Below are 16,235 nucleotides of genomic sequence, written 5' to 3'. Positions count from 1 at the left end.
GCCCTTCCCGGCAGCAGCCCCGGGGATCAGCAGCCCAGGCGTCAGCAGCGGGGCGGCTGGCCGCCGGCGTTGACGGTGTTCAGCGCGTCCACCGCGGTGGCCAGGGTCTCCACCTTGATCAGCTCGAGGCCCTCGGGCACCCGCTGCAGCGCCTCGGCGCAGTTGGCCTGGGGCACCAGGAAGGTGGTCGCCCCGGCCTCCTTGGCCTTGATCATCTTGAACGGGATGCCACCGATGGGACCGACCTTGCCGACGCCGTCGATGGTGCCGGTCCCGGCCACGAACTTGCCGCCGTTGAGGGTGCCGGTGGTCAGCTTGTCCACCAGGGCGAGGGCGAACATCAGCCCCGCCGAGGGACCGCCGATGTCGGCGAGGTTGAACTCGATGGTGAAGGGCGCATCCGGCGTGGTGTCGGGGGTGATCCCGATGTAGCCGCGGTCCTCGTCCTCCGATCCCTGCGCCAGGGTGATGGTGGCCGAGGTCTCCGGGCCGCCGTCGTGGCGGTAGGTGACGCTCACCCGCTCGCCTGCCTTTGTGTTCTTCAACGCCTGCAGGGTCTCGTAGGCGGTGCTCACGGGCTGGCCGTTGACCGACAGCAGCTGGTCACCCGCGGCCAGCACCCCGTCCGCCGGTGAGCCCTGGGTCAGCGCGCCCACCGTCACCTTGGTCGGCACCTGCAGGTAGAGCAGGGCCGCGGCCTCCGCGTTGTTCTCCGACTCGGCGAAGTCCTGGGCATTCTCCTGCGACACCTGCTCCCGGGTCTTCTCCGGCGGGTAGATCTGGTCGCGCGGCACCAGCGCGTAGCGCCCGCTCACCCACAGCCCGATCGCGCCGAACAGGCTGATGCCGTCGTTGACGGCGACCGTGGTCATGTTCAGGTTGCCCTCGGTGGGCGCGGTCTCCCGGCCCTGCACCTCCACCACCGGCTTGCCGTCCACCTCGCCGAGGGTGTTGAACGTCGGTCCGGGGCCCAGCGCGACGTAGGGCACCTGCACCGCTCCCCCGAACCCGCCCAGCACGACGATGAGCACGAGCCCCACGATGAGGGTGGTTGTCCGACGCGTCACGGGGGTCAGCGTAGAGCCCGGTCCTGGCCGGCCCGCTCCGGCAAGCCCGTCCGGTCCGCGCGCCGGTGTGGTCAGGGGTCGTGTTCGCCCAGAGCGTGCCCCGATGGTGCGGAACCGGCGACTGCTGCCGGGTACCGTTGACCCATGAGTAATCTCCCCTTCGGCTTCTCCGGCTCCGGTGACGACTCGGGCGACGACGACGAGCGCGGCAAGCGATCCTCGGACAACCCCTTCGGCTTCGGTGGCGGCGGCGCGGGTGGCTTCGACCCCGCGGCCCTGGGACAGATGCTGACGCAGTTCGGCCAGATGCTCTCCAACGCCGGCAGCTCCAGCGGCCCGGTCAACTACGACCTCGCCCGTCAGCTCGCCGAGCAGCAGCTGGGCCCGGTCCCCGCGCTCAAGTCCGGTGAGTCCGACGCCGTGCGGGACGCGCTGCGCCTGGCCGAGCTGTGGCTGGACGACGTCACCCCGCTGCCCGCCGGCTTCCGCCAGGGCGCGGCGTGGACGGCCAAGGACTGGCTGAGCAACACCATGCCCACCTGGCAACGGCTGTGCGACCCGGTGGCCACCAAGATGGCCGGCGCCTGGGTGGAGGGGCTGCCCGACGAGGCCAAGCAGATGCTCGGCCCGATGATGGGCATGATGAGCCAGATGGGCGGGATGGCCTTCGGCTCCCAGCTGGGCCAGGCCCTGGGCCAGCTGTCCAAGGAGGTCCTCAGCTCCACCGACATCGGGCTGCCGCTCGGCCCGGAGGGCACCGCGGCGCTGCTGCCCCAGGCCATCGCCACCTTCACCGAGGGACTGGACCGTCCCGACCACGAGGTGATGGTCTACCTCGCCGCCCGCGAGGCCGCCCACCACCGCCTCTTCGCGCACGTGCCGTGGCTGCGCCAGCGCATGCTCGCCACCGTGGAGGAGTACGCCAACGGCATCACCGTGGACTTCTCCGCGATGGAGGAGATGGCCCGCAACCTCGACCCGGCCACCCTGGGCGACCCGGCCGCGCTGGAGCAGGCGCTGGGCCAGGGCACCTTCGGCCCCACCACCTCCCCCGCGCAGAAGGCCGCGCTGCAGCGGCTGGAGACCCTGCTCGCACTGGTGGAGGGCTGGGTGGACCACGTGGTGTCCGACGCGGTGCACAACCGGCTGCCCGGCGCCGACGCGCTGCGCGAGACCCTGCGCCGCCGCCGCGCCAGCGGGGGCCCCGCCGAGCAGACCTTCGCCACCCTGGTGGGCCTGGAGCTGCGGCCACGGCGGCTGCGCGAGGCCGCCGAGCTGTGGCGCGTGCTCGCCGAGCGCAGCGACGCCGCCACCCGCGACGCGGTGTGGGCGCACCCCGACCTGCTGCCCAGCTCCGACGACCTGGACGACCCGGTGGCCTTCGCCGAGCGCTTCCTGATGAGCCGCACCTCCGGCTCGGACAACCCCATGGAGGAGCTCGAGCGCACCATGGCGCGGGAGAGCGAGGAGGCCGCCCGCAAGGACGAGCCAGGCGAGGGCGACGGCGACACCGGCGACGGGCCCAACCTGCAGAAGTAGGCCCGGCCCCGCTCAGTCCAGCGCGTCGGGCGGCGCCGCAGCCACGTCGTCGTCCGGCTCGCTGTCCTCCGGCTCGCCCCCGCCCGGCTGGCTCACCGCGGCGTGCTCGGCGGCGGAGAGGCCCTGCAGGTAGCCGATGGCCCGCTCGGTGAGCGGGTACTGGTGCACCAGCGACCAGAAGCGCGGCGTGTGGCCGGACTCCAGCAGGTGCGCCAGCTCGTGCACCAGCACGTAGTCCAGCACCCAGGCCGGGGCGGTGCGCAGCCGCTCGCTCACCCGGATGGACGCGTCGGCCGGCGTGCACGACGCCCACCGGGTGCGCATCGCCGGAACCCACCGCACCACCGCCGGCCGCACCGTCCCCGCCAGCCACCGCGCGGAGAGCTGCTCCGCGCGACGCACCAGGTCGGCGTCGGAACGTCGGGTACCGGTGGCGCGGCGGCGCTCGGAGCGCTCCAGCTTCTCCAGCATGGTGGCCACCCAGCGGGCCTCCTCGGCCTTGCTCAGCCGCGCCGGCACCAGCACCACCACGGTGTCGCCCTCCCGGCGGACGCTGACGGTGCGGCGACGCTTGGCGCTGCGGCGCACCTCCACCTTGGGCGCGGCTGACCCGGCGGCCGGTGCTGGGGAGGTGTGGGGGTCGGCTGGCACGGGTGCCACCGTAGCGAGGCCCCCAGGCAGGGCCTCCGGCGCCGCTACGCCGTGCGGAGCCCAGGCGTGGTGGGTACCGTCGGTTCCCGCAGCTCAGAGACCCACACTCTCCGAGGTGCGCAGCTACTGACCGTGCAACCCAGGTCCACGAAGGAGCGCCGCAATGGCCGACACCTACAACGGGTACTGCGTCAAGTGTCGGGAGAAGCGGGACTTCCAGGGCGAGGTCACCGAGACCAACGGTCGTCGCATGGCCAAGGGCACCTGCCCGGTGTGCGGCACCAAGATGAACCGCATCCTCGGCAAAGCCTGACTCCGGTGCGTCGCCCCGGATTGCGCCGATCCGCAGCGACGCTGCTGGCCCTCGGGCTGGCCTCCGCCGCACTGGTGGGTACCGGCACGCCCGCGGACGCGGCACCCGAACCAGGCGCCGCGACGACCCTGCCCGGCCCCGGCCCCTACGGCGCGGCGGGCCGCTGGATCGTGGACGCCGACGGCCGGGTGCTCATCACCAGCGGCGTGAACATGGTGAACAAGCGGGCCCCCTACGCCCCGGACGCGGTGGGCTTCGACGACGCCGACGCCGCCTTCCTCGCCGCCCACGGCTTCGACAGCGTTCGGGTCGGGGTGATCTGGAAGGCCGTGGAGCCCGAGCCCGGCCGCTACGACGACGCCTACCTCGACCGCATCGCCGCCACCGTGGACACCCTGGCGCGGCACGGCGTCACCTCGCTGCTGGACATGCACCAGGACATGTACAACGAGCGCTTCCAGGGTGAGTTCGCCCCCGACTGGGCGGTGCTCGACGACGGGCTGCCCGCCTGGCCGCAGCTGGGCTTTCCCACCAACCAGTTCCTGCAGCCGGCGCTCATCCGCGCCTACGACCACTTCCTGGCCAACGACCCCGGCCCCGGCGGCGTGGGCCTGCAGGACCGCTTCGCCGCGGCGTGGGGGCACGTGGCACAGCGCTTCGCCGGACGCCCCGGGGTACTGGGCTACGACGTGCTCAACGAGCCCTGGCCCGGCTCGCAGTGGGTGGGCTGCGTGCTGGCCACCTGCCCCACCTCGGCGGCCGGGCTCACCGCCCTGCACCAGCGGGTGGGGGCGGCCATCCGCGCCCAGGACCCGCACACCCTGGTGTTCACCGAGCCGTTCTCGCTGGCCAGCGCCGGCGCGCCGATGGTCACCGGCAACCCCGGGGTGGCCAACCAGGGGCTGTCGTACCACCTGTACTGCCCGGTCACCTTCGTCACCGGTGCCGACGCCGGCTGCGGGTACTTCGACCCCCTGGTGCACGCCAACGCCGACGCGTACTCCCGGGCCACCGGGGCGGCGCTGCTAGTCACCGAGTTCGGCGCCACCAGCAAGCCCGACGTGCTGGCCGGGGTGGTCGACCGGGCGGCGGCGGCGATGGTGGGCTGGCAGTACTGGGCCTACTGCGGCTGCAACGACCCCACCACCGCCGACCTGGCCGAGCAGGGCGTGGTGGAGGACCCCGCCGAGGCACCCACCGGCGCCAACGTGCGGGCGGAGAAGCTGGCGCTGCTGTCGGTGCCGCACCCCCGGGCTGTCGCCGGCACCCCGCTGGGCTACGCCTTCGACCGCGCCGGCCACACCCTGTCGCTGCGCTACAGCACCGCCCGCGCCGACGGCTCCGACACCTTCGCCGCCGGCGCCCGCAGCACGGTGGCCACCCCGGCCGGGCAGTACCCGACCGGCTACCGGGTGAGCGCGGTGGGCGCGCGAGTGGTCTCCGCGCCCAACGCCGCGGTGCTGGAGGTGGCCGCCGAGCCGGGAGCCACCGAGGTCAGCGTCACCGTCTCCCCCGCCCAGCCCTGACCGCTGTCCACAGCTGCGCGAACCCGGCCCGAGGCGGGGGCTGAGCAGCGCAGAGTGGCCGCCATGACGACCACTGCCACCACCCACAGCGCCATCACCCGTACCGCCCGCCCCGTGCTCGACCTCACCGTGCGGGTGCTCACCCGCCCCGGCGGCGAGGTGCAGCTGGGCTGGGACCCCGAGCGCGCGGTGCTGGTGCAGGCCAGCCGGGCGTCCGACGCCCAGCCGCTGGCGGAGCTGCTCAACGGCCTGGACGGCAGCCGCACCGTGGCCGAGCTGGCCGAGGCCGCCGCGCACGCGGGCCTGACCGAGCCCGAGCTGCACCGGCTGCTGGACGAGCTCGACCACGCCGGGATGCTCACCGTCACCGGTCGACCGAGCGCGGCCAACCCCGTCCCGGTGCACGTGCACGGCCAGGGCCCGCTCAGCGACGCCGTGGCCGACGCGCTCGCGCTGGCCGGGCACCCGCCCAGCCGCTCGACCCGCTGGCCCGGGCTGCCCCGCGGCTGGACCCGCACAGCGGGAGTGGTGGTGCTGGCCGACACCCTGGTGGCCGACCCGTGCCTGGCCGCGGAGCTGGTGCAGGCCCAGGTGGCGCACCTGTCGGTGCGGCTGCGCGACGGGCGCGGCCTGGTGGGACCGCTGGTGCTGCCGGGACGCACCAGCTGCCTGCGCTGCGCCGACCTGCACCGCACCGACCGGGACCAGCACTGGCCTGCCCTGGCGGCGCAGCTGCATGGCCAGGCCGGGCACGGCAGCCCGGCCGCGGTGCGGGCCACCGCGGGGGTGGCGCTGGGTCAGCTGGAGCACCTCACCGAGCCGGCCACCGCCGCCACCGGCCCTCCCCCGACGCTGGGCGCCACCATCACCGTGGACGTCCACCGGGCCGAAACCACCCGCCGCGTGTGGCGTCCGCACCCCGATTGCCCTTGTGGCGCACATGAATAAAGACTTGCCGAGCCCGAAGCCCACACGCCGGACGGCAATCGGCGACAATGTGACGGTGTCCGACATCCCTCGTAGCAGCGCTGCCCGCACCGCGAAGCTGGCCAGCTTGCCCATCGGCTTTGCCGGACGAACCGCCGCAGGATGGGGAAAGCGGCTGGCCGGTCGGAGCAGCGAGGACGTCGGCGCCGAGCTGAGCGCCAAGACCGCCGAGCAGCTGTTCGCCGTGCTGGGCGAGCTCAAGGGCGGGGCGATGAAGTTCGGCCAGGCGCTCAGCGTCTTCGAGGCCGCGGTGCCCGACGAGATGGCCGGGCCCTACCGGGAGGCGCTGACCAAGCTGCAGGCGAGCGCGCCGCCGATGCCCGCCGCCACGGTGCACAAGGTGCTGGCCGAGCAGCTGGGCACCGGCTGGCGGGAGCGCTTCCAGTCCTTCGACGACGTCGCCGCCGCCGCCGCCAGCATCGGCCAGGTGCACCGCGGCGTGTGGCACGACGGCCGCGAGGTCGCCGTCAAGATCCAGTACCCCGGTGCCGACGTGGCCCTGCGCTCGGACCTGCGCCAGCTGCAGCGCTTCGGCCGGATGTTCCAGTCGGTGATCCCCGGCATGCAGGTGCGGCCGCTCATCGACGAGCTCCGCGAGCGCATGGAGGAGGAGCTCGACTACCGGGCCGAGGCCGACAACCAGCGCGCCTTCGCTGCCGCCTACGACGGCGACCCCGACTTCATGGTGCCCAAGGTGGTGGCCAGCGCCCCCAAGGTGATCGTCTCCGAGTGGGTGGAGGGCACCGGGCTGTCCACCGTCATCGCCGAGGGCACCCCGGAGCAGCGCAACGAGATGGGCCGGCTGCTGGCGCTGTTCCACTTCTCCTCCCCTGCCCGCGCCGGGCTGCTGCACTCCGACCCGCACCCGGGCAACTACCTGCTGCTGCCGGACAACCGGATGGGCGTCATCGACTTCGGCGCGGTGGCCCGCCTGCCCGACGGCCTGCCCGTGACGTTCGGGCGGATGATCCGCCTGGCCATCGACGACAAGCCCGATGAGCTGATGGAGATGCTCCGCGAGGAGCGCTTCGTGCCGCGCAGCGCCGACCTCGACCCCGCCGAGGTGCTCGGCTACCTGCGGCCGTTCGTGGAGCCCATGCAGGAGGAGACGTTCCACTTCACCCGGCGCTGGATGCAGGGCCAGGCCGAGCGGGTGAGCGACGTGCACAGCGACGAGTTCCAGCTGGCCCGCTCGCTCAACCTGCCCCCGCAGTACCTGCTGATCCACCGCGTGACGCTGGGCTCCATCGGCATCCTCTGCCAGCTCGACGCCGAGGCCCCCTTCCGGGCCATCGTGCAGGAGTGGCAGCCCGGCGCCGCTGAGGAGTAGCCCCGCACTAGCCCAGGCGACCGACCGCGCCCAGCCAGGGCGTCCGGTGGAGCTGCCGCGCCTGCCTGCGCAGCGCCCGGGCCTGCCGGCGCAGCTGCTGCGCCTCCTGCCGCAGCTGGCTCGCCTGGTGGCGCAGCTCCACCAGGTGCAGCGCGTTGTGCTGCTCCGCACGAGTCCGCACGGTGGGGATCTCGGTGCCCGCGACGATGTTCACGACGCCTCTCTCGGCACGGGATGCTTGCGGGGGCGGCCACGGGGCCGCTTGCGGCTGACGACGCAGCCGTGCTGGAGCAGCTCGCCGCCCCAGACGCCCCAGGGCTCGGCCCGGTCGAGCGCGTCGGCCAGGCAGCGCTGCCGCAGTGGGCAGTGCCCGCACAGGGTCTTGGCGTGCTCGACGTCGGTGGGGCTCTCGGCGAACCAGAGGTCGGCGTCGGCGTGGCGGCACGGCAACGGCAGGGTGTCGATCTCCTCCTGCCGGGCCTCCGGCGGCGGCAGGGACCGCTGTCGGCTGCGGGGGCGGGTGGGGGTGCTGACGGGAGACACCTGAGGAGTCCTTCTCTTCAGTGAGCACTAGCCAGTGCTGTCGGGACGGGGCGGCGAGTGGGTGCGGCCGGGGTCGTCACCGAGTGCGGTGCACAAAAAAAGACCACGGTCCGCGCGCTGCGGGACCGTGGCCTGGAGGAGCAGGGAGACTGCTAGAAGTCACTCCAGGCGACGGGCGCGCGACGGTTGCGCCGGTTGGCGGACGGTGCGGCGCACGGGAACGCGGCGCCGACGCGTGCCGCTGCCCCACGGGTGCGGGCCATCGTGGTGTTGTCCATCGTCGCCACCTCCCTCGTCCTGCTCATCGCTGCTGGTCGTTCGCGCGGGGTCTTGTCCTGGCGCTGTCTCGTTCTGGTGCTGTCGTGCCGTGGTGCCGTGGTGCTGCGGAGAAGGCTATGCCAGGGGTGCGCGGGCTCACAACCCATTTATGACCTGGGGTTTTGCCCGCTCAGGCGTCGCTGGTGGAGCGGTCGGCCTTGACCAGGCCCAGCACCTCGGCGCCGAAGCGCTCCAGCTTGGCCGCGCCGATGCCGGGGATGGCCACCAGCGCGGCGTCGGTGGTGGGCTGCTGCTCGGCGATGGCGGTGAGGGTGGCGTCGGTGAACACCACGTAGGCAGGCACCTTCAGCTCCGCCGACCGCTCGCGCCGCCAGTCCTTCAGCGCCTCGAGCAGCTCGTCGTCGAGGTCGGAGGGGCAGTCCTCGCACCGGCCCAGCTTGACCGACAGGGTGCCGGTGAGCACGGCGTTGCACACCCGGCACACCGCGCGCTTGCGGTTGCTGCGCGAGCCCTGCTCGGGACGGCTCGGCGTGCGCGCCGCCGGGGAGTCGGCGGGCACCAGGCCCTGTAGGAAGCGGGAGCGGCGGCGGCTCTTGCGCCCGCCGGGGTTGCGGGACAGCGCCCAGGACAGGCAGAGCACCTCGCGGGCGCGGGTGACGCCCACGTAGAGCAGCCGCCGCTCCTCCTCCACCGCGGCCTCCTCGGCCGCGCCACCCTCGCCCAGGGCGTGCTGGATGGGCAGCGTGCCCTCCACCAGGCCCACCAGGAACACCGCGTCCCACTCCAGGCCCTTGGCGGCGTGCAGCGAGGACAGCGTCACGCCCTGCACCACCGGGGGGTGCCGGGACTCCGCGCGGCTGGCCAGCTCGCTGATCAGCCGCGCCAGCCCGGCCCGGGGCTCGTGGGCCACCAGCTCCTCGGCCACCTGCACCAGCGCCAGCAGCGACTCCCACCGGTCGCGGGCGTTGCCACCCGAAGGGGCCTGCGCGGTGAGGCCCACCGGCTCCAGCAGGGCGCGCACCAGGGCGATGAGGTCCACCGGGTCGTCGCCCGCCTCGCCCCCGCCTGCCTCGCCAGCACCACCGGCCTGGCCCACCCCGTTCTGCTCGGCCTTGCGCAGCACCTGCACCGCCTGGCGCACCTCGGGCCGCTCGAAGAAACGGTCACCGCCGCGCACCTGGTACGGGATGCCCAGCTCGGTGAGCGCCTGCTCGTGCACCTCCGACTGGGCGTTGATGCGGTAGAGCACCGCGATCTCCGCGGCCGGGGTGCCCGCCTCGATCAGCTTCTTGATGCGCGCGGCCACCGCGGTGGCCTCGGCGGACTCGTCGTCGTGCTCGGAGAAGTGCGGCTCCACCCCGTTGGGTCGCTGCCCGATCAGCTGCAGCCGGCTGCCGGCCACCCGCCCCTTGGCCGCGCCGATCACCCGGTTGGCCAGCGAGACCACCTGCGGGGTGGAGCGGTAGTCGCGCTCCAGGCGCACCACGGTGGCCTCGGGGAAGCGCCGGGAGAAGTCCAGCAGGTAGCGCGGGGTGGCGCCGGTGAAGGAGTAGATGGTCTGGTTGGCGTCGCCCACCACGGTGAGGTCGTCGCGCTCGCCCAGCCACGCGTCGAGCACGCGCTGCTGCAGCGGGGTGACGTCCTGGTACTCGTCCACCACGAAGCAGCGGTAGCGGTCGCGGAACTCCTCGGCCACCGCGGAGTGCTCCTCCAGGGCGGCGGCGGTGTGCAGCAGCAGGTCGTCGAAGTCCAGCTGTCCGCTGCGGGCCTTGAGCGCCTCGTAGCCGGCGTAGACCGCGGAGACCTGCTCGGCCGAGCCGGGTGGGTCGCGGCGGGCGCGGACCGCGGCGGCCGGGTAGTCCTCCGGCGCGATCAGCGTGGCCTTGGCCCACTCGATCTCCCCGGCCAGGTCGCGCACGTTCTCCGTGCTGGTCTTGGCGCCGACCCGGCTGGCCGCCTGCCCGACCAGGGAGAACTTGCGGTCCAGCAGCTCCCACGGGGTGTCGCCCACCACCTGCGGCCAGAAGTAGCGCAGCTGGCGCAGCGCGGCGGCGTGGAAGGTGCGCGCCTGCACCCCGCCGATGCCCAGCCCGCGCAGCCGGGTGCGCATCTCGCCGGCGGCGCGGGAGGTGAACGTGACGGCCAGCACCTGCCCCGGGGAGGTGTGCCCGTGCTCCACCAGGTGCGCGATGCGGCGGGTGATGGTGCGGGTCTTGCCGGTACCCGCGCCGGCCAGCACGCACACCGGCCCGCGGGGGGCCGCGACCGCCGCCTGCTGCTGCTCGTCCAGGCCGTCCAGCACCGCCGCGACGTCGCTGGGCTGGGCGGAGGTGGCGGGCTGGGCACTGTCTGGCATGCCTGCCATCCTCTCAGCCCGCACCGACACGCACGGCACCCCTCCGGGTGTCCGCCTCGGCGCGCTACCGTGCCCGGGTGAGGTGGCTGAGGCGGTGGCGCAGGCTCCGGTACCGGGCGGCGGTGCGGGCCGGGAAGCAAATGCCGTCTGCCGGTGTTGTTCCGGCCATGGGTGAACTGACGATGTACTCGACCGCGTGGTGCGGCTACTGCCGCCGACTGAAGATGCAGCTCGACGAGGCGGGGGTGGGCTACACCGAGATCGACATCGAGGCCGACCCCGCGGCCGCGGAGTTCGTGGAGGGCGTCAACGGCGGCAACCAGGTGGTGCCCACCGTGGTGTTCCCTGACGGCACTGCCGCGACCAACCCGTCCTTCGCCGAGGTGCAGGCCAAGCTCGCCGCCGCCTGACCCTCGCCTCCCGAGAAGCCCGGCGCCTGATCACCAGGCGCCGGGTTTTTCATGCCTCGGCCCAGGACTCCAGCATCCCGCGGGCGATGGACACCGCGCCCGGCAGCAGCAGCGGCAGCTCGGCCGTCGGGGCGCTGGCCCAGTGCCCGGCCGCCAGCGCGGCCTTGATCTCGTCCCGGGTGAACCAGGCGGCCTCGGCGATCTCGCCCTCCCGCGGCACCACCGGCTGCGCGGAGTCGGCCACCGCGGCGAAGCCCAGCATGATCGAGCGCGGGAACGGCCACGGCTGGCTGCCCAGGTAGCGCACGTCGCTGACCGTGGCGCCCACCTCCTCGCACACCTCGCGGCGCACGCACGCCTCCAGCGACTCCCCCGCCTCCACGAACCCGGCGAGCACCGAGAACCGGCCCTCGGGCCAGGACGGCTGCCGGCCCAGCAGCACCTGGTCGGCGCCGTCGTGCACCAGGCAGATGACGGCTGGGTCGGTGCGCGGGTACTCCTCGTGCCCGTGCGCCTCGCAGCGGCGCGCCCACCCGGCAGCGTGCGCCAGCATGGTCGCTCCGCACACTGCGCAGAAGCTGGTGCGGGCGTGCCAGCCGAGCAGCGCGGTGGCCGTGGCCAGCATGCTCGCCTCGGTGGGCGCCAGGTCGGCCCCGCCCATCCGCAGGTCCACCGTCTCCACCCGGCCACCACCGGCGGGGGCGGGCAGGTACGGCACTGTCACCGCCCAGACGTCAGTCGCCGCGGCAGCGTCCCCGGCAGCAAGCACTGATGAGCCGGCCACCACCCGTCCGTCGGTGACCATCCCGCTGCCCAGCAGCACCGCGTCCGCCGGGGGCTGGGCGGCGATCTCGGTGGCGCGACCGAGCTGCAGCGCCCCCTCGTGCACCGCGGCGTGCCCGCGGGGATCCACCCGCAGCAGCGCCGCGCTCTGCCAGCCCGACAGCAGCCGCTCGTCGTCCACCCGCACCAGCTCGTCGCGCACCAGCGTGTCGCGGGCGAGCATCGGCGGCTCGCTCAGCTGGAAGTCGCTCATCGAGCAGCGGGCAGCTCGACCGAGCCCAGCGTGCCGAGGTCGGCGCCGATGGTGGCCACGTCGCACTGCACGATGCCGGTGAAGCGGCCGGGGCCGAACATCCGCCCGGCGGCCGCCCGCACGTCGTCGTTGCTCACCTCGGCCAGGCGCAGCGGGTGGGTGCGCACCCAGTCGGCGTCCACGCCCAGCGGCAGCAGCCGGGCCAGCGTGGAGGCCAGCCCGCTCTGGGTGGACAGCGAGATGGACAGCGCCCCGATGGCGTACTGCCGGGCGGAGCTGATCTCGGCGTCCGTCGGCGGCACGTGCACCACGCGGCTGAGCTCGTAGGTGGTCTCCATCAGCGCGGCGGCGGTGGTCTCCCGCGACGTGTCCAGCGACACCGACAGGATGGCCCCGGCCGAGGAGGTCTCCATGCCCGAGGAGGCGCCGTAGGTGTAGCCCTTGTCCTCGCGGACGTTCTCCATCAGCCGGGAGGAGAAGTAGCCGCCGAAGACCAGGTTGGCCAGCTGCGCGGCCGGGTAGGTCTCGTCCAGCCGGGACACGCCCTGCGTGACCAGCCGGATCTGCGACTGCACCGCGCCCGGGCGGTCCACCAGCAGCACGTCGGCCGGGGCGATGGCCGGCCACGGCGGCAGCACCGCGGCGGTGGCCTCGGAGGTCCAGCCGGCGAGCGCGCTGCGCACCTGCGCCACCGCGTCCTCCGGGTCGAGGTCACCCACCAGCACCAGCAGCGACCCCCGCGGCACCACGGCCTGGGCGTGCAGCTGGCGCACCTGCTCGGCGGTGACCGCGGCGACGTCCTCGGCCTGGGGCACCTCGTTGGCCGAGGGGTGATCCCCGAAGGCCCGGTGCAGCAGCGCTTCCCGCGCGAGGACGCCAGGCTGGGAGCGGGCGACCTCCAGCCGCTCCACCAGCCGGCTGCGCTCGCCGTCGACCTCCCGGTCGGGGTAGGTGGCGCCGGTGAGCACGTCGGCGAGCACGTCCAGCAGCACCGGCAGCCCCTCGGCTAGCACGGAGCCGTCCACCGCGAGGTGCTCGGGGTCCACACCGGCGGAGAGGTCGGCACCGACGGCGGCCAGCTCGGTGTCCACCTGGTAGCGGTCGCGGCGGTCGGTGCCGGCGAACAGCGCGGCGCTGAGCACCTCGGCCCGCGCCGGGTGGGTGGGCTCGCTGCCGGCGAAGGGCACGCCGAGGCGGATCTCCACCATCGGCACCGAGGTGTTCTGCACGGCGAGCACCCGCAGGCCGTTGTCCAGCACGGTCTCGACCTGCGCGCGCTCGGCGGCGGCGCGCTGCTCGCCCAGCTCGGGCAGCGCGCGGGGACCCAGCGCGGTGGTGGCGATCTGCTCGGCGGTGCGGGCGGGGCTGGTCACTGGTCGGCTCCTGGCTTCACTTCGAGGACGGCGCGCGCGCCGGGGGTCAGTGCCGCGGCGGCGGCGGCCACCTGCTCGGCGGTGACCGCGGCGATCAGGTCGGGCAGCTCGGCGGCCAGCTCGGGGCGGGCGAACAGCAGCTCGGTGGAGCCGAGGTCGAGGGTGCGGGAGACCAGGCGGTCGCGCTCGCGGTGCGCGCCAGCCCGCCAGCGCGCCTGCACCCCGGCCAGCTCGGGCGCCGACGGACCGGTGCGGGCCAGCTCGGCGACCTCGGTGTCCACCGCGTCGAGCACCTGGCGGGTGCTGGCCTCCGGGGCGTGCACCGCGGTGATGACGAACGGGTCGGGGTCGCGGGCGTCCAGCGGGTCACCGAAGAGGCCGCAGCCGGCGGAGATGTCGGCGACCAGGCCATCGCGCTGCACCAAGGTGCGCTGCAGCCGGGCGGAGTCGCCGTCGGTGAGCACCGCGCCCAGCACCACTGCGGCCAGGTAGCCGTCCAGGTCGGTGGCCGGGTCGGGCAGCCGGTAGCCCACGGCCAGGGCGGGCAGCGGAGCGTGGCGGTCCTCGTGCACGGCCCACTCCTCGGCGGTCAGCGCCGGCTCGGCGAAGCTGGGGCGCTGCGGGCGGGGGCGGGCGGGGACGTCGCCGAGGTGCTTGTGCACCAGCTCGGTGGCGCGCTCCACCTCGAAGTCACCGGCCACGGTGAGCACCGCGTTGGCCGGGGCGTAGTAGGTGTCGAAGAAGGCCGCGCAGTCCTCGACCGTCGCCTCCTCCAGGTGGCTGAAGTCGCCGTAGCCGTTGTGGGCGTTGGGGAAGGTGTCGAACAGCACCGGGGGCAGCAGGATCCAGGGCAGGCCGCCGTAGGGGCGGTTGTGCACGTTGAGCCGGATCTCCTCCTTGACCACCTCCACCTGGTTGGCCAGGTTCTCCGGGGTGATCTTGGGCGCGCGCATGCGGTCGCCCTCCAGGAACAGGGCCCGCTCCAGCGCGGCGGAGGGCAGCACCTGGAAGTAGTCGGTGTAGTCGGGGTGGGTGGAGCCGTTGAACACCCCGCCCGAGCTCTGCACCACCCGGAAGTGCTCCAGCTTGGGCAGGCTCTCGCTGCCCTGGAACATCAGGTGCTCGAAGAGGTGGGCGAAGCCGGTGCGTCCCTCCGGCTCCGAGCGGAACCCGACGTCGTAGTGGACGGAGACCGCCACCACGGGACTGGTCGGGTCGGGTGCGAGCAGAACTCGCAGGCCGTTGTCGAGGGTGAGCCGGTGCACTGCGGGAACGTGAGCCACGCGCCGACCCTATCCCTGCGGCGCCTCGGGGTCTCGGCGGGAGCGGGCCCGCACCGCCGCGGCCGCCAGACCGCCCGCGAGCACCGCGGCACCCGCCAGGGCGAGCACCGCCGTGGTGGGGCTGGCCTCCCCGGCCCTGGTGCCGGCCAGGGCAACCCGGGCGGGGACGGCGCCGCCCGGGGCCAGGTTCACCAGCACCCGGGTGCCCACCGGGCTGCCGCAGCCGTCGAGGTCCCTGCTCACCGGCCCGCCGGGTCCGGCGACCAGGACGGTGTCCGACCCGCCGCCGGTACAGCTGGCGGTGGCGGTGACCTCGGCGCTGGCGACCACGTCCGCACCCGGGGGCACCGGGGTGGTGAGCAGCACGACGGCGGCAGTGGCGATGGCGCCCAGTACGACGGCGAGCAGCAGGTACACGTCGCGGTGGCGCGCCCACGCTGCTGCAGCGGTCGGGCCTGGGCTAGTCGGCATTACGGATGTAGAGCAGCCGGTCACCGGTCTCGATGGCGTCCACGGCGGGCTCGTCCACCCGGTAGAGGATGTCGTTGCGCACCACGCCGAGCACGATGTCGGACAGGTGCCGCGGTGACCCGCCGACCTCGCGGGGCTCCACGTCGCGCTCGGCGATGGCGAAGCCGGCGTCCGGGGTGAGCAGGTCGGCCATCATCTGCACGATGGTGGGTGCCGTGGTGGCGATGCCCAGCAGCCGGCCGGCGGTCTCCGAGGACACCACCACCTGGTCGGCGCCGGACTGGCGCACCGAGTGCACGTTGTCGGACTCGCGAACCGCGGCGATGATCTTGGCCTTGGGTGCCAGCTCGCGGGCCGACAAGGTGGCCAGCACCGCGGTGTCGTCGCGGTTGGCCGCGACGATGATGGAGGCGGCGCGCGGGACGTTGGCCAGGCGGAGGATGTCGGAGCGAGTGGCCGAGCCGTGCACCGTCACCACCCCCAGCGCGGTGGCCTCGGACAGCATGGTGGCGTCGGTGTCCACCACCACGATGGAGCTGGGCTCGACCCCGTCACCGAGCAGGGCGGCCACGGCGGAGCGCCCCTTGGTGCCGAAGCCGATGACGACCGTGTGTCCACGCACTTTTTTGCTCCACCTGTTGATCTTGAATGCCTGGCGAGACCGCTCGGTCAGCACTTCCAGCGTCGTCCCGATGAGCACGATCAGGAAGATCACGCGCAGCGGCGTGATCACCAGGCCGTTGATCATCCGAGCGCTCGGAGTGTAGGGCGTGATGTCGCCGTAACCGGTGGTCGACAACGTCACGGTGGCGTAGTAGAAGCAGTCGGCGAGCGACAGCGGCGTCTCGGTGACGTCGCGGTAGCCGTTGCGGTCGAGGTAGACCAGACCGACCGTGGCGATCAGCGCGGTGAGCGCGCCGGCGATGCGCAGCAGGATGGCGCGGGTGGGTCCGTAGGTGACTCCCGGAACCGTCACCGCGCTGAGGGCACTCTGCTCCTCGGGCGGCAGGGAGCGTCTTGACATGGCGCCCAGTTTTCACGCACCGGCCCTGATCGGGTTGTTCCGGCCCC

General features: G+C 73.8%; 16 protein-coding genes. 6 read left to right on the top strand and 10 right to left on the bottom strand.

From position 1 onward, the window contains the following. Positions 1–41: 41 nt before the first annotated feature. Entirely contained in the window at positions 42–1,067 is a 1,026-nt protein-coding gene (locus tag AC3YO9_RS07265; protein ID WP_489982690.1) for a YlbL family protein, read from the bottom strand. 144 nt (positions 1,068–1,211) lie between these two features. Here AC3YO9_RS07265 and AC3YO9_RS07260 point away from each other — a divergent pair, with 144 nt between their 5' ends. Further along, entirely contained in the window at positions 1,212–2,606 is a 1,395-nt protein-coding gene (locus tag AC3YO9_RS07260) for a zinc-dependent metalloprotease (RefSeq protein ID WP_489982689.1), read from the top strand. A 12-nt stretch (positions 2,607–2,618) separates the two neighbouring features. Here AC3YO9_RS07260 and AC3YO9_RS07255 read toward each other — a convergent pair whose 3' ends face one another. After that, entirely contained in the window at positions 2,619–3,257 is a 639-nt protein-coding gene (locus tag AC3YO9_RS07255) for a M48 metallopeptidase family protein (protein ID WP_489982688.1), read from the bottom strand. Between the two features lie 163 nt (positions 3,258–3,420). On the opposite strand from AC3YO9_RS07255, the gene AC3YO9_RS07250 reads away from it, so the two are divergent. The 4 genes from AC3YO9_RS07250 to AC3YO9_RS07235 all read left to right on the top strand — a co-directional run bounded on the left by AC3YO9_RS07250 (position 3,421) and on the right by AC3YO9_RS07235 (position 7,413). Beyond that, a complete protein-coding gene (locus tag AC3YO9_RS07250) occupies positions 3,421–3,570 on the top strand; it encodes a DUF5679 domain-containing protein (protein WP_164860650.1) in 150 nt (49 codons plus the stop codon). A gap of 5 nt (positions 3,571–3,575) precedes the next feature. Further along, a complete protein-coding gene (locus tag AC3YO9_RS07245) occupies positions 3,576–5,096 on the top strand; it encodes a cellulase family glycosylhydrolase (RefSeq protein ID WP_489982687.1) in 1,521 nt (506 codons plus the stop codon). 63 nt (positions 5,097–5,159) lie between these two features. Beyond that, positions 5,160–6,044 carry a TOMM precursor leader peptide-binding protein gene (locus AC3YO9_RS07240; protein WP_489982686.1) on the top strand — a complete coding sequence of 295 codons (885 nt, stop codon included), beginning with the start codon at positions 5,160–5,162 and terminating at the stop codon, positions 6,042–6,044. A 55-nt stretch (positions 6,045–6,099) separates the two neighbouring features. After that, positions 6,100–7,413, top strand: a complete 1,314-nt coding sequence (locus AC3YO9_RS07235; RefSeq protein ID WP_489982685.1) for an ABC1 kinase family protein — start codon at positions 6,100–6,102, stop codon at positions 7,411–7,413. A 7-nt stretch (positions 7,414–7,420) separates the two neighbouring features. Here AC3YO9_RS07235 and AC3YO9_RS07230 read toward each other — a convergent pair whose 3' ends face one another. The 3 genes from AC3YO9_RS07230 to AC3YO9_RS07220 form a co-directional block, all read right to left on the bottom strand. Then, positions 7,421–7,627 carry a hypothetical protein gene (locus AC3YO9_RS07230; protein WP_489982684.1) on the bottom strand — a complete coding sequence of 69 codons (207 nt, stop codon included), beginning with the start codon at positions 7,625–7,627 and terminating at the stop codon, positions 7,421–7,423. After that, positions 7,624–7,908 carry a WhiB family transcriptional regulator gene (locus AC3YO9_RS07225; RefSeq protein WP_127784870.1) on the bottom strand — a complete coding sequence of 95 codons (285 nt, stop codon included), beginning with the start codon at positions 7,906–7,908 and terminating at the stop codon, positions 7,624–7,626. The genes AC3YO9_RS07230 and AC3YO9_RS07225 overlap by 4 nt, the downstream gene beginning before the upstream one ends. Positions 7,909–8,404: 496 nt before the next feature. Further along, on the bottom strand, positions 8,405–10,591 hold the full coding sequence (locus AC3YO9_RS07220) for an ATP-dependent DNA helicase UvrD2 (protein WP_489982683.1): 2,187 nt from the start codon (positions 10,589–10,591) through the stop codon (positions 8,405–8,407). 167 nt (positions 10,592–10,758) lie between these two features. On the opposite strand from AC3YO9_RS07220, the gene AC3YO9_RS07215 reads away from it, so the two are divergent. After that, a complete protein-coding gene (locus AC3YO9_RS07215; protein WP_127783662.1) occupies positions 10,759–11,001 on the top strand; it encodes a mycoredoxin in 243 nt (80 codons plus the stop codon). Between the two features lie 49 nt (positions 11,002–11,050). On the opposite strand, the gene nudC is transcribed toward AC3YO9_RS07215, so the two are convergent. Genes nudC through AC3YO9_RS07190 form a run of 5 tightly spaced genes read right to left on the bottom strand, consistent with a single transcriptional unit; the run spans position 11,051 to position 16,188 of the window. Further along, on the bottom strand, positions 11,051–12,037 hold the full coding sequence (gene nudC / locus AC3YO9_RS07210) for an NAD(+) diphosphatase (protein WP_489982682.1): 987 nt from the start codon (positions 12,035–12,037) through the stop codon (positions 11,051–11,053). After that, positions 12,034–13,410, bottom strand: a complete 1,377-nt coding sequence (locus AC3YO9_RS07205; protein ID WP_489982681.1) for a M16 family metallopeptidase — start codon at positions 13,408–13,410, stop codon at positions 12,034–12,036. The genes nudC and AC3YO9_RS07205 overlap by 4 nt, the downstream gene beginning before the upstream one ends. Continuing rightward, positions 13,407–14,693 (bottom strand): M16 family metallopeptidase, encoded by a 1,287-nt coding sequence (locus tag AC3YO9_RS07200; RefSeq protein ID WP_127783665.1) that lies wholly within the window; start codon positions 14,691–14,693, stop codon positions 13,407–13,409. Before AC3YO9_RS07200 ends, AC3YO9_RS07205 begins: the two co-directional genes overlap by 4 nt. Positions 14,694–14,702: 9 nt before the next feature. Continuing rightward, positions 14,703–15,164 carry a hypothetical protein gene (locus AC3YO9_RS07195; protein ID WP_489982680.1) on the bottom strand — a complete coding sequence of 154 codons (462 nt, stop codon included), beginning with the start codon at positions 15,162–15,164 and terminating at the stop codon, positions 14,703–14,705. Beyond that, positions 15,154–16,188, bottom strand: a complete 1,035-nt coding sequence (locus tag AC3YO9_RS07190) for a potassium channel family protein (RefSeq protein ID WP_489982679.1) — start codon at positions 16,186–16,188, stop codon at positions 15,154–15,156. The genes AC3YO9_RS07195 and AC3YO9_RS07190 overlap by 11 nt, the downstream gene beginning before the upstream one ends. Positions 16,189–16,235: the final 47 nt, after the last annotated feature.

This window comes from Rhodococcus sp. Z6_132, from assembly GCF_058133635.1.
The sequence above is the reverse complement of the archived record's forward strand: the minus strand, read 5'-3'. Positions and strand labels throughout refer to the sequence as shown.